General features: G+C 69.1%; 9 protein-coding genes and 1 pseudogene. 4 read left to right on the top strand and 6 right to left on the bottom strand.

What is annotated here, in order from left to right; all coding sequences use genetic code 11:
* Positions 1 to 131: 131 nt before the first annotated feature.
* Positions 132 to 1,145: a zinc-binding alcohol dehydrogenase family protein gene (locus AB4112_RS35525; protein ID WP_441727138.1), complete on the bottom strand. Its 1,014-nt coding sequence runs from the start codon at positions 1,143 to 1,145 to the stop codon at positions 132 to 134.
* Positions 1,146 to 1,248: 103 nt separating this feature from the next.
* On the opposite strand from AB4112_RS35525, the gene AB4112_RS35520 reads away from it, so the two are divergent.
* Entirely contained in the window at positions 1,249 to 2,130 is an 882-nt protein-coding gene (locus AB4112_RS35520) for a LysR substrate-binding domain-containing protein (protein WP_441727136.1), read from the top strand.
* Between the two features lie 18 nt (positions 2,131 to 2,148).
* Here the strand turns inward: AB4112_RS35520 and AB4112_RS35515 are convergent, their stop codons facing one another.
* Entirely contained in the window at positions 2,149 to 2,766 is a 618-nt protein-coding gene (locus AB4112_RS35515) for a LysE family translocator (protein ID WP_441727134.1), read from the bottom strand.
* Positions 2,767 to 3,286: 520 nt separating this feature from the next.
* On the opposite strand from AB4112_RS35515, the gene AB4112_RS35510 reads away from it, so the two are divergent.
* Positions 3,287 to 4,255: a crotonase/enoyl-CoA hydratase family protein gene (locus AB4112_RS35510; RefSeq protein ID WP_309792937.1), complete on the top strand. Its 969-nt coding sequence runs from the start codon at positions 3,287 to 3,289 to the stop codon at positions 4,253 to 4,255.
* 95 nt (positions 4,256 to 4,350) lie between these two features.
* Here AB4112_RS35510 and AB4112_RS35505 read toward each other — a convergent pair whose 3' ends face one another.
* The 4 genes from AB4112_RS35505 to erpA form a co-directional block, all read right to left on the bottom strand.
* The gene (locus AB4112_RS35505; protein ID WP_441727131.1) at positions 4,351 to 6,876 is read right to left on the bottom strand and encodes a response regulator; all 2,526 of its coding nucleotides are present in this window, start codon (positions 6,874 to 6,876) and stop codon (positions 4,351 to 4,353) included.
* An 82-nt stretch (positions 6,877 to 6,958) separates the two neighbouring features.
* Positions 6,959 to 9,094, bottom strand: coding sequence for a putative bifunctional diguanylate cyclase/phosphodiesterase (locus AB4112_RS35500; RefSeq protein ID WP_309792933.1), 2,136 nt, complete (start codon positions 9,092 to 9,094; stop codon positions 6,959 to 6,961).
* Between the two features lie 142 nt (positions 9,095 to 9,236).
* The gene (gene xth, locus AB4112_RS35495; protein WP_309792931.1) at positions 9,237 to 10,007 is read right to left on the bottom strand and encodes an exodeoxyribonuclease III; all 771 of its coding nucleotides are present in this window, start codon (positions 10,005 to 10,007) and stop codon (positions 9,237 to 9,239) included.
* A 112-nt stretch (positions 10,008 to 10,119) separates the two neighbouring features.
* Entirely contained in the window at positions 10,120 to 10,461 is a 342-nt protein-coding gene (erpA, locus tag AB4112_RS35490) for an iron-sulfur cluster insertion protein ErpA (protein ID WP_309792930.1), read from the bottom strand.
* A gap of 100 nt (positions 10,462 to 10,561) precedes the next feature.
* Here erpA and AB4112_RS35485 point away from each other — a divergent pair, with 100 nt between their 5' ends.
* Both AB4112_RS35485 and AB4112_RS35480 read left to right on the top strand, forming a co-directional pair.
* Positions 10,562 to 11,749: a deoxyguanosinetriphosphate triphosphohydrolase gene (locus tag AB4112_RS35485; RefSeq protein ID WP_309792927.1), complete on the top strand. Its 1,188-nt coding sequence runs from the start codon at positions 10,562 to 10,564 to the stop codon at positions 11,747 to 11,749.
* A 305-nt stretch (positions 11,750 to 12,054) separates the two neighbouring features.
* Positions 12,055 to 12,565: pseudogene (locus AB4112_RS35480) on the top strand (hypothetical protein); the annotation flags it as partial.

The following is a 12,565-nucleotide window of genomic DNA, read 5'->3' as shown; positions in this document are numbered from 1 at the left end:
GGTGACGGTCGCCCCGACCCGGGTGGCGCGGTCCGCCCCGGCGGCGCCCGCCGGCCCGGCGCCGGTCCGGCGCCAGGCCAGCGGGCTGCCCAGCGGCTGGTACGTGCCCTCGGCGCCGGGGAAGTAGCCGCTCAGAACCCGGCCAGCACCAGCTTGCCGACGGTGCGGCCGCCTTCGACCAGGGCGTGGGCGCGGCGGAGGTTGGCGGCGGTGATCGGGCCGACCACCTCGCCCAGCGTGGTCTTGACCAGCCCGGCATCGACCAGGCCGGCAACCTCGGTCAGCAGCTTGTGCTGCTGGACCATGTCCGGCGTCTGGTGCATCGAGCGGGCGAACATGAACTCGATGTGCACCGCCCCGGCCTTGCCCTTGATCTTCATGATGTCGAGCGCCCCGGGGTCGTCGATGAAGCAGATCTCGCCCTGCGGCGCCAGCGACGCCGCGATCTGGTCCCAGTGCCGGTCGGTGTGAGTCAGCGACAGGACGTAGCGCACCTGCGGCCGGCCGATCCGCGCCAGCTCCTCCGACAGCGGCTTGGTGTGGTCGATCACGGCATGGGCGCCCAGTTCGGCGACCCATTTCTGGCTCTCGGGGCGCGAGGCGGTGCCGATCACGGTCAGGTTGGTCAGGCGGCGGGCCAGTTGCACCGCGATCGACCCGACGCCGCCGGCGGCGCCGACGATCAGGATCGCGTCGTCGGTCGGGGCCTTGCCCACCGGCAGGCGGAAGCGGTCGAACAGCGCCTCCCAGGCGGTGATCGCGGTCAGCGGCAGGGCGGCGGCCTGGGCGAAGGACAGGCTCTCCGGCTTGCGGCCGGCGATGCGCTCGTCGACCAGCCCGTATTCGGCATTGGTGCCGGGGCGGGTCAGGTCGCCGGCGTAATAGACGGTGTCGCCCGGCCGGAACCGGGTGACGGCGTTGCCGACCGCGGCCACGGTGCCGGCGGCGTCCCAGCCCAGGATCACCGGCGCCTCGGCGGTGCCGGCGCGGCGGACCCGAACCTTGGTGTCGACCGGGTTAACCGACACCGCTTCGATCCTAACCAGCAGGTCGTGCGGGCCCGGTATCGGCACCGGGGTCTCGAATTCGTACAGCGACCGCTCGTTCTCGATCGGCAGGCTGTCGATGTAACCGATGGCTTTCATGATTCTCGTCTCCCGAAGGGTTCGCGGCTCAAGATGAGGCGACGAGATCGATCGCGGAAATGAATAGTTGAGATTTTTGTGATCGTGTTTTCATATGGATGGCATGGCCACAGCCGATCTCGACCTCGACGCGCTCCGCGCCTTCGCCGCCATCGTCGATGCCGGCGGCTTCACCGCCGCCGGCGCGAAGCTGGGCCGCACCCAATCCGCCGTCAGCGTCAAGATCAAGCGGCTGGAGGCCCTGCTGGGCCGGCAGCTGTTCGAGCGCACCAGCCGGTCGCTGGCGCTGACCCGCGACGGGGAACTGCTGCTCGGCTATGCACGCCGGCTGCTGGAGCTGAACGACGAGACGGTGCAGCGCTTCGCCGAGCCGGGGGCGGAGGGCGAGATCCGCCTCGGCATCGCCGAGTACTTCGTGCCGCAGCACCTGCCCGGCGTGCTATCGCGCTTCGCCCGGGTGTTCCCGCGCGTCCATATCGAGGTCCGGGTCGGCATGAGCAGCGGACTGATCGAGGCCTTCGACCGGCACGAGCTCGACCTCGTCATCGCCAAGCGCGACGACGGCGTGACCCGCGGCCGGGTCATCCATCGCGAAAGGCTGGCCTGGCTGCGCGCGCCGGGGCTGGAGCTGGTGCCGGGCGCGCCGATCCCGCTCTGCGCCCTGCCGCCGCCCTGCGTGTTCCGCAGCCGCACGCTGGAGGCGCTGAAGGCGCAGGGGCAGGCCTGGCGGGTGCTCTACACCAGCGAGAGCGTGATGGGGGTGATCGCCGCGGCCCGGGCCGGGCTGGGCATCGCCGTCACGGTCGAGACCGCGCTGCCGGAGGATGTCGAGCGGCTGACGCCGGCCATGGGCTTCCCCGACCTGGGCGAGGTCGAGCTCGCGGTGTTCGGCGAAGGCACCGGCCGGCGCGAGATCAAGGCGTCGCTGGTCGGCTTCATCGAGGACAGCCTGCGACAGCTGCCGCCGGTCCGCCAGGCGGCCTGACAGCCGGTTGTCCGGGCCTCAGCTCGCCGCGACGCCGGCTGCGGCGCCGATCATGATCACGCCGGTGCTGCGGTTGAGCCGGCGCATCGCCCGGCTGCTGGTGAAGAAGCGCCGGGCCCGCGCCGCCGCGGCGGCATAGACGCTCAGCACCGCCAGCAGCACCACCACCGCCACGGCCGCCAGCTCCGCCGCCGCCAGCAGGGTGACGCCATGGGTGTCGATCACCGTCGGCAGGATGGCGAGGTAGAACACCATGGTCTTGGGGTTGCCCAGCGTCAGCAGCAGGCCCGAGAGCAGGCTGCGCAGCGGCGGTTCGCGCAGGCCGGTCGCGGCCTCGGCGCCGACCGGCTTGGCCGGGGCGCGCCACAGCTTCCAGCCGAGGTAGAGCAGGTAGGCGGCGCCGGCCAGCTTGACCACCAGGAACAGCTCGCCCAGCTGCTGCGCCAGCAGCGCCAGGCCGAACAGCGACGCCATCAGGAAGGTCAGGTCGCCCAGGATCAGGCCGAACACCATGAACAGCGCCGCCCGGAAGCCGAAGCCGAGCGAGCGGGCGACGATCCCGACGATGCCGGGGCCGGGCAGGGCGGCCGCGATGGCGAGGGCGATCGTGAAGGCGAACAGAGATTCGAGGCTCATGGCGCGCTCCGGCGGGACGAGGGCAGGCAAACCCTGTTCGCGCGCGCCGTCGGCGTCAAGCGCAGGACCCCGTGGCGGGTGCAGGCCCGATATGACGCTGTCGGACCGGCTCTGCGGCGCCCCTCAAATGTCTGTGCCGACTTTAAAGGGGCGGCCGCAACGAGTGCTGCGGCCGCCCTGCCGCCCCTAGGCAGGAAGTCTTAGGCGCGCGACGGCGCCTTCACCCAAATCGTTGCCCCTCCCCAAAAGGACGACTGACGTCGTCCTTGAGGTGGACTCGATTCGATATGAGATTAATTTTAAATAATTAAACTCCGATTTGGAGATATACAATGATATGAAGATTTCAATAAATATTGTTTCAAATGAATTTGAAATTACTAGGTAATAATTCGCTAATTGATCGCGGGTAGTCAAGAAATGCGGAAATGCACACAATGACGCACCGCACCGCGGAAGAAGCCCCCATTCGTACGACGATCTGGACCAAAGCGGTCGGCATCAATCGAAGGAGTAGGACATGTCCCCTTACATCGGTAACCCCGCGACTCATCAGCTTCCGGCCCATTTTGCTTCCCATCGGGCACGCTCGGCCGGCAACGCGGGGGCAAGAGAACCGGCACACATCGAGGTTTCCCGCAGTCATTACCGCAATCTTGTCGTCGAGCTCGATCCCGCCGACAAGACCTATTGGTGCTACATGCAGCCCCAGGGGCGGCCGAGTTTCACCCCCGATCTGCTGAACGACATCAGCGACATGCAGCGTTCGATCCAGCGCATGTTCGCGGAGCGGTCGGACGAGGACGCGCCGGTCCGCTACTTCGTCTTCGCCTCCGGCCTGCCGGGCATCTACAGCCTGGGCGGCGACCTGGGCCTGTTCGCCGACAAGATCCGGGACCGCAACCGCGCGGCGCTGCGGCGCTACGCGCATATCGCGATCGAGGCGATCCACCGCAACCACATCGCCTTCGACACGCCGGTCGTCACCATGGCGCTGGTCCAGGGCGACGCGCTGGGCGGCGGCTTCGAATGCGCCCTGTCGCTCGACATGATCGTGGCCGAGCGCAGCGCCAAGATGGGCCTGCCGGAAATCCTGTTCAACCTGTTCCCCGGCATGGGCGCCTACAGCTTCCTGTCGCGGCGCATCGGCGCGATCGCGACCGAGAAGATGATCACCAGCGGCCGCATCTACACCGCCGAGGAGCTGCACGAGATCGGGGTGGTCGACGTCCTGGCCGAAGACGGCAAGGGCGCCGAGACGGTGCGCGAATACGTGGCCGAGCACGGGCGCAAGCACAATGCGCACCGTGCGCTGTACCAGGCGCGCCGGCGGGTCAACCCGATCCCGCTCGACGAGCTGCGCGACGTGGTCGACATCTGGGTCGAGGCCTGCCTCGGCCTGGGCGAGGCGGATCTCCGCAAGATGGGGCGGCTGACCGCGGCGCAGGACCGGCGGAGGGCCACGGTGGTGCCGATCGCGGCAGAGTGACGTCGGGCCGTGGGGCCCAAGGGGCAGCTGAGGCGACGGGTCGGGGGAAACCCGTCGCCTCCTCGTCTGTTTGAGATCAGCCGTTTTGATTGAGGTCAGGCGTTCTGGGCCGACCGGGCGGCGGCGTTGCGGCGCCGCAGCAGGGCCGGCCGCAGGCGTTCGAGCTCCGCCTCGAGCTTCCGGACATGGCCGTCCCGGCGCGCGATCAGCTCGGCGGTGCCGATGCCCTGCCACTCGACACACAGCGTAGCCAGGCCGGCGGCGCCGATATTGGCCGCGGCACTGCGCAGGGCGTGCGCGCTGCCACGGAACTGCAGGGAATCGGCCTTCTGTGCCGCGGTGCGCAACTCGTCCGCGATGGTCTCGACATCGGTCAGGAAGTCATCGATCAGCTCGATCAGGAAATCGGATCCGCCCAGCAGCTCCAGCCGGTCGAGCACCCGCATGTCCACCGAAGCCGGGCTGGACTGCGGCAGCGCCCTGACATTGTCGGGCAGCACCCGCCGCCGCGCCATCGGGGTGTTGCCGCCGAGGATGTCGTCGATCGCGGCGAACAGCGTCTCGGGCTCGATCGGCTTGGTCAGGCAGGCGTCCATGCCGGCCTCGGCGCAGCGTGCGGCGACGCCGGCGGTGGCGTCCGCGGTCAGCGCCACGATCGGGACATGCGGCCGGTCCAGCGCCGTGAAGCGATACAGCTTGGTCGCCTCGATGCCGTTCATGACCGGCATGTTGATGTCCATCAGCACGAGATCGAAATCGGCCTCGTCGAGCGCGTCGAGCGCCTCCTCGCCATTGGCGACCAGCCGGACCTCGTGGCCGGCCCGCACCAGGATCTCGCGCAGCACCTTCTGGTTCATGCGGTTGTCGTCGGCGACCAGGACCTGCAGCCGGCGCCCGGCGATGGCTTCGCGGCCGCCGGCTTCGTCGGCCTCGCGGCCGGCGGGCCGTCGACCGGTCGCGACGATGCGCAGGGCGACGACGACGCTCTCTCGGTCCGCATCGAGCGGGATGCTGGTGGCGAAGGTTTCCTTCAGCACCCGCGGCAGGGCCGCCGCCTCGGCACGCCGGTCGTCCAGCAGGATCGGACGCAGGGTCGGCGAGGATCGCAACATGGCCAGAAGCTCCGTGCGGCGGCTGGGATCGTCGGGCACGACCTGGCGGTCGACGATCAAGGCAGCCGTCACCATATCGGGGGATTGCGGCGGGGCGTGGGCAAGCGCGGCCGCCAGGCTGTCGAAGGCGGCGACGGTCGCCGCCACCGGGTCGAGCAGCCGGGCCAGCCGCTCCAGCCGCGCCGGATCCGGCGAGACCAGCAGGACGGGCACCGCCTCGACGGCCGGCTGGTTCTCGACCTCCGCCGCCCGGCCGAGCTCGACCGTGAACCAGAAGACGCTGCCGGCACCGGGGGTGCTGTCGACGCCGATCTCGCCGCCCATCAGGCCGACCAGCCGCTTGCTGATCGCCAGGCCCAGGCCGGTGCCGCCGAACCGGTCCATGATGGTGGCGTCCGCCTGGCGGAAGCTGTCGAAGATATAGGGAGCCGCCTCCGGCGAGATGCCGATGCCGGTGTCCGACACCGCGAAGCGCAGCTTCAGGCGGCCGCCCAGATCCTGGTCCAGGGCGACGTCGATCAGGACGCCGCCGGCCTCGGTGAACTTGACGGCGTTGCCGGCGAGGTTCAGCAGCACGTCCTTGAGATGGCGTTCGCTGCCGCTCAGCCGCACCGGCACGCCGGGGCCGACATGGGTGGTGAGGTCCAGCCCCTTCGACTGGGCCTGGGTCAGGACCATCGACCGCATTTCCGCCAGCAGCGACGGCAGGTCGAAATCGCCCGACGGGACCGGCATCTGACCGGCCTCGATCCGGGAGAAGTCGAGGATGTCGTTGATCAGCGCCAGCAGCCTCTGCCCCGCCGCCACCACCGTCCCGGTCATCTCGCGCTGATCGGGGTCGAGGTCGGTGTCCTGCAGCACCGATCCCATGCCGATGATGGCGGTCAGCGGGGTCCGCAGCTCATGGCTGACGCTGGCCAGGAACAGGCTCTTGGCCTGGTTGGCCTCCTCGGCCTGGCGCTTGGCCATCGACAGCTTGCGGATCAGCGTCGCGGCGTAGAGCGGCAGCAGCACCATGCCGCCCAGCAGGCCGGCCGACAGGCTCATATGGCCGGTCCAGAACGGCGTCGTCGCGACCGCCGCGCCGAAGGACATGACGCCGGTGGCGGTGGCGAGGGCCAGGAACTGCAGGCCGAAGCGGAAGCCGTTGCCGAAGATCACCCAGAGGTAGATCGGGAACAGGATCGCCGTGGTCTCGCCGCCGATCTGCATCTCGAAGAACATGGCGATGAAGTCGCCGAGCAGGGCGATGATGCGGCGCGGCCGGCAGATCCCGGGATGGACCAGGATGTGGCCCAGGATCGCGAAGTTCAGCGAGACATAGGCCGCCAGCACCAGGATCGCGTCGGGGTTGTAGCCGCCCGTGGACAGGAAATAGACCAGGATCGCGGTCGCGAAGCACAGCCCGTTGAGCCGCATCTCATGCTCGCTGTCGGGGCGCGTCTTCAGGCGCCGCGCCATCCGGGCAACGAAGGATCTCGGTTCGGGCTGTCGTTTCTCGTCCGTCATCGGTGGCAAGGACTCCGGCCTGCCGGCAAGATCACGCCGTTGTGCGGAGCCTGTACTGATCCTCCTGACTCGAAATGATCAATCACAAGCCGCGTCCATCGGCCGGCCAGCACCGTACAAACTCCCGCAGCTGGTCGTCCGGCATCGGCCGCGCGAAGTAAAATCCCTGGACCTCGTCGCATCCCTCCAGGCGGATGGTCTTCAATTGCTCTTTAGTTTCTACCCCTTCCGCCGTCACGTCCAGGCCGAGGTCATGGCCGAGATTGGTGATGGCGCGGACGATCGCGGCATCGCCGGGGCTGGTCTCGAGATTGCGGATGAAGCTGCGGTCGATCTTGAGGCGGTGGACCGGGAAGGATTTGAGGTAGCTGAGCGAGGAGTAGCCGGTGCCGAAATCGTCGATGGCGAAGCGCACGCCCAGGCCGCGCAGCTCCAGGATCTTCGTCGCCGCGGATTCCGCGTTCTGCATCAGCACGCCCTCGGTCAGCTCCAGCTCCAGCCCCGACGCGGGCAGCCCGGTGTCGTCGAGGGTCTGGCGGATCAGCTGGCAGATATCCTGTTTACGGAACTGCAGCGAGGTCAGATTGACCCCGACGCGCAGGGACAGCCCTTCCTGCCCCCAGGCCACGGCCTGGACGCACGCCTCGCGCAGCGCCCAGGTGTTCATGGCGATGATCAGGCCGCTTTCCTCCGCCAGCTGCAGGAACTGGCCGGGCAGCAGCAGCCCGCGGGTCGGGTGCTGCCAGCGCATCAGCGCCTCCGCGCCGACGATCTTGCCGGTGTGCAGGTCGATCTGCGGCTGGTAGTGCAGCACGAACTGCTCGCTCTCGACCGCGGCGCGGAGGTCGGATTCGAGCACCACCGCATCCTGCAGGGCAGCGTTCAGCTCGGACGCGAAGAAGCGGTACTCGCTCGGGCCGTCCGCCTTGGCCCGGTACATCGCCAGGTCGGCGTTGCGGAACAGCTGGTCCGGGTCGTCGCCGTCCTGGGGGTGCAGCGTGATGCCGATGCTGGCGGTCAGGGCGACGGTGCTGTCGTTGCGCAGATAGGGCCGGGCGATCTCCTCCAGCAGCCGCGCCGCCACCGCGGCCGCATCGTCGCCGCCGGTCAGGTCGGTCTGCAGCACGGCGAACTCGTCGCCGCCCAGCCGGGCGACGACGTCGCCCGGCCGTGCCGCCGAACTCAGGCGTCGCGCCACCTCCTGCAGGATCTGGTCGCCGAAATGATGCCCCAGCGCGTCGTTGATCGACTTGAAGCGGTCGAGGTCCAGGAAATGCAGCGCGAAGGTGGTTCCCGGCCCGCGGGCCATGACCTGGCGGATCCGGTTCAGCAGGTGCACGCGGTTGGGCAGGTCGGTCAGCGCATCGTGGTTGGCGAGATGGTGCAGATGCTCCTCGGCCAGCTTGCGGTCGGAGATGTCCAGCGCCGTGGTCAGCACGCTGACCACCTGGTTCGACGGGTCGCGCAGCGGCGCCTTGCTGGTCAGGAACACCTGGCGCACGCCGCTGCGCTCGACCACCTCCTCGAAGCTCGGCAGCGGCTCGCCCGAGGCGAAGACCAGTTCGTCGAGCTGGCGGCTGCGCTTGCCGCGCTCCGACCCGAACACGGCGACGATGTCCTCGCCGACCAGCGCGGCGGGGGTCGAGCCGCTGATCGCGGCCTGGTAGGCGTTGACGAAGACGCAGCGGCCGTCGCGGTCGGCGGCGCTGATCATCGCCGGCAGGGTGTCGATGACCTGCGCCAGGGCCTCGCGGCTGTTGCGCAGCACCTCTTCCTGGGTCCGCCGGGTGCGCTCCAGCTCGCGCTCCAGCGTGGCGGCGCGGCGCTTGATGCGCTGCTGCTGGCGGCGCAGCCGCAGCAGGTTGCGGGCCCGGGTCACGAATTCGTGGTGATCGACCGGGCTCTGCAGGAAGTCGGTGGCGCCGGCCTCCAGCGCGCGCAGCCGGAAGCTGCGGTCGTCATAGGCGGTGATGACGATGACCGGCACGTCGGCGACATGCGGCTTGCCGCGCAGCCGCCGGGTGAATTCGGCGCCGTCGAGATGCGGCATCTTGTAGTCGGCGATCACCAGGTCGGGGGTGTGGTCGGTCAGCCAGTCAAGCGCGTCCAGCGGGTCGCCGAATGCGTGCACCGTGACCTGGCTTTCGAGGGAGGCCGCGAGCTTGGAGAAGATGTTCCGGTTGGTGGGCCGGTCATCCAAGATGACGACAAGCGACATTCTTGCTTATGCACTCCCTCGGGCGGCCTTGCAGGAAGGCGGGGCGGAAAAGCCCGTCCGCAGTATAGGCAGGCTTCCCGCGCCACCATGAGGGGATTCGTACGACGAACTCTTGGCGGATAAGGGGATCCGGAGGCTTCGTCTACTCCGCCAGGGTCACGATGACAGGGGTGTGGTCCGAAGCCTTGTCGCGGCCGCGGGGCTCGCGGTCGATGATGCAGGCGTCGAGCCGGTCGGCGATCTCCGGGCTGGACAGGAGGTGGTCGATGCGGATGCCGTTGTCGGCCTGCCAGGCCCGGTTCTGGTAGTCCCAGAAGCTGTAGCCGATCGCGGTCGGGTTCAGCGCCCGCCAGGAATCGGTCAGGCCAAGGTTGAGCAGCGCCCGGAAGCGCCGCCGGGTCTCGATCAGGAACAGCGCGTCGCCGACCCAGGCGGCCGGGTCGGCGGCGTCGCGCTCCTCCGGGATGACGTTGAAGTCGCCGCCCATGACGAAGGGCTGGCCGGCGGCCAGCAGGGTCTCGGCGCGGGCGCGCAGCCGGTCCATCCAGCCCAGCTTGTAGGGATATTTCTCGGTGGCGACGGGATTGCCGTTGGGCAGGTACAGGCCGCCGACCCGCACGCCCCGCACCGTGGCCTCGACATAGCGGGCCTGGACGTCGGCGTTATCCCCGGGCAGGCCGGTCAGCGGGTCCTCGATCGGCGCCTTGGCCAGCAGGGCCACGCCGTTGTAGCTCTTCTGGCCATGGATCAGCAGGTTGTAGCCCAGCGCCTCGAACTCGAAGCGGGGGAACCCGTCGGTCTCGCATTTGATCTCCTGCAGCACCGCGACGTCGGGGTCGGCGGTGCGCAGCCAGTCCAGCACATTGGGCAGCCGGGCCTTGACCGAATTGACGTTCCAGGTCGCGATCCGCATGCCTCAGCCCTCCGCCCGGGGAATCGACGTCAGGCGCAAGGCGGGCAGGGTGGGGCGCATGGGAACTCCTTCGCAAGCCGAGGCCGGCCGCGACTCCGTCGGGCGCGGCGGCTCAGAGTGCGAAGGAAGTGCCGCAGCCGCAAGAGGAGCTGGCGTTCGGGTTCTTCACCTGGAAGGACGCGCCGATCAGCTCCTCGACGTAATCGATCTCGGCGCCGGCCAGCAAGTCCAGCGACATGTCGTCGACCACGACGGTGACGTCGTTGCGCTGGAAGGTCAGGTCGTCGCCCTTGACCGTGTCGTCGAAGCTGAAGCCGTACTGGAAGCCGGAGCAGCCGCCGCCGGACACCGCGATGCGCAGCATCAAAGCGTCGTTGTGCTCGGCCTTGCGCAGCTCGGCAATCCGCCGGGCGGCGCTGTCGGTCAGGCTCAGGATGCGGCCATCGTCGGGCATGGCGTGTTCCACAGATCTAACGGGCGGTCGAAACCGGTCCCCCCCAATGTAGGGTGCCGGGGGCCGGATGCAAAGCACCCGCCGCGATGGACAGCCCCGCATGGCACGACTAGCCTTCGGCCCGATGACCGCCGCCTATGCCTCACGTCCGGACCGCAGCCGCGGCCGGCTGCACCCCGAGCCGGAAAGCGGCATGCGCTCGCCGTTCCAGCGCGACCGCGACCGCATCGTCCACTCCTCGGCCTTCCGCAAGCTGCAGTACAAGACCCAGGTCTTCATCTACCACGAGGGCGACTATTACCGAACCCGACTGACCCACACGCTGGAGGTGGCGCAGATCGCCCGCACCATCTGCCGGGCGCTGGAGCTCGACGAGGATCTCGGCGAGGCGGTGGCGCTGGCCCATGACCTCGGCCACACCCCCTTCGGCCATGCCGGGGAGGATGCGCTGCACACGGCGATGGCCGGGCATGGCGGCTTCTACCACAACGACCAGACCCTGCGCATCCTGACGGCGCTGGAGCAGCGCTACGCCGATTTCGACGGGCTCAACCTGAGCTGGGAGGCGCTGGAGGGGGTGGTCAAGCACAACGGCCCGCTGCTGCCGCTGCTGCCCGGGGCGGTGCTGCCGACCACGATCGACGGGTTCCGCGCGGTCTGGGACCTCGACCTCGGCTCCCAGCCGGGGCCGGAGGCGCAGGTGGCGGCGCTGGCCGACGACATCGCCTACACCAACCACGACATCGACGACGCGCTGCGGGCCGGGCTGCTCGACCTCGACGCGCTGCGGCCGCTGCCGCTGGTCGGGCCGGTGCTGGCCGAGGTCGAAGGCCGCCATCCCGGCCTGCCGCGGCGCCGGCTGATCCATGAGACGGTGCGCCGGGTGATCGACCAGATGGTCACCGACCTGCTGGCGGAATCGCGGCGGCGGCTGACGGCGCAGGGCCCGGCCTCGGTCGAGGCGGTGCGGGCGGCGCCGGAGGCGGTAATCGCCTTCTCCGACGCGGTGGCGGCGGATCTCCAGGTCCTGCGCGGCTTCATGTTCCGCGAGGTCTACCGGCACTATCTGGTCAACCGCGAGACCAGCAAGGCGCGGCGGGTGGTGCGCGACCTGTTCGCCCTGTTCATGGCCGAGCCCAACACGCTGCCGACCGACTGGCGCCGCCAGGCCGAGGCCGCCAGCGCCGCCGGCCAGGCCCGGGTGGTGGCCGACTACATCGCCGGCATGACCGACCGCTTCGCCCTGCTCGAGCACCAGCGCCTGTTCGCCCTGGACCGGCCGGTTTGAGGGACCCTCGCTTTGGTCATGCCACGGCTCGACTGTGGCATCCAGGGGCGGCCAGAGCGGTTCTCGGTGGCCCCTGGATTGCCCGGTCGAGCCGGGCAATGACAATGAGGGGAGGGCTTGTTGATGGAAACAAAAGGAAAACAAAAGGTTGGCTCGACCGACCCCGTGGGACCGGCAATGAGGGCTGAGAGACGGGAAAGGCGGTTTCCGGAGCCGTCTCCAACCTTATTTCAGCATTGAATCAAATTCTTATCGCCCGTTTCTCCGATTCGGACTAAGATTCCGAATCAGTTGAGGGGAAGGGGATGGTCGACACCGCCACGCAGATCCGACTCGGACCGGACGGAACCTGGCAGGAAGCACCCCATGCTCTGCCGGCCACCGCCACGGTCCAGCTCCGGCCGGTCCAGGCGACACTGCCCTGGGGCCGCATCGCCACGGTGGGCTTCGTCCTGGTCGTGGTCATCCTGTTCGCCGGAATCCTGATCTCCTCCTACACCACCAACACCACGGTCACGCTCGAAGGCGGGGTGCCGATCATCCGCGCCGACCGCACCGAATTCCGCACCCGGCCGGAACAGCCGGGCGGCATCGACATCCCCAACCAGGACCGCCTGGTGCTGCAGGACCTCGGCCGCAAGCAGGCGCCGCTGACCGTCGCCAGCGTGCTGCCGCCGCCGGAACAGCCGATCCCGCGGCCCGCGGTCGGCGCCGCCGACCAGCGCGGCTGGCGCCTGCCGCTGCCCGCGGCGTCTGCCGGGGCCGGCGTGCTCGAGATCCTRCTGGCGCGGCCGGGCGAGGCCGCCGGGCCGGTCG

Origin of the sequence: Inquilinus sp. 2KB_23 (genome assembly GCF_052115705.1) — a bacterium.
Lineage (GTDB): Bacteria > Pseudomonadota > Alphaproteobacteria > DSM-16000 > Inquilinaceae > Inquilinus > Inquilinus ginsengisoli_A.
The sequence above is the reverse complement of the archived record's forward strand: the minus strand, read 5'-3'. Positions and strand labels throughout refer to the sequence as shown.

What these genes read in the sequence shown, in the direction of transcription:
- AB4112_RS35485 (WP_309792927.1), top strand. Translation starts at nt 10,562, where the DNA reads ATGGCACGACTAGCCTTCGGCCCGATGACCGCCGCCTATGCCTCACGT.
- AB4112_RS35525 (WP_441727138.1), bottom strand. Translation starts at nt 1,145, where the DNA reads ATGAAAGCCATCGGTTACATCGACAGCCTGCCGATCGAGAACGAGCGG.
- erpA (WP_309792930.1), bottom strand. Translation starts at nt 10,461, where the DNA reads ATGCCCGACGATGGCCGCATCCTGAGCCTGACCGACAGCGCCGCCCGG.
- AB4112_RS35520 (WP_441727136.1), top strand. Translation starts at nt 1,249, where the DNA reads ATGGCCACAGCCGATCTCGACCTCGACGCGCTCCGCGCCTTCGCCGCC.
- xth (WP_309792931.1), bottom strand. Translation starts at nt 10,007, where the DNA reads ATGCGGATCGCGACCTGGAACGTCAATTCGGTCAAGGCCCGGCTGCCC.
- AB4112_RS35505 (WP_441727131.1), bottom strand. Translation starts at nt 6,876, where the DNA reads ATGACGGACGAGAAACGACAGCCCGAACCGAGATCCTTCGTTGCCCGG.
- AB4112_RS35510 (WP_309792937.1), top strand. Translation starts at nt 3,287, where the DNA reads ATGTCCCCTTACATCGGTAACCCCGCGACTCATCAGCTTCCGGCCCAT.
- AB4112_RS35500 (WP_309792933.1), bottom strand. Translation starts at nt 9,094, where the DNA reads ATGTCGCTTGTCGTCATCTTGGATGACCGGCCCACCAACCGGAACATC.
- AB4112_RS35515 (WP_441727134.1), bottom strand. Translation starts at nt 2,766, where the DNA reads ATGAGCCTCGAATCTCTGTTCGCCTTCACGATCGCCCTCGCCATCGCG.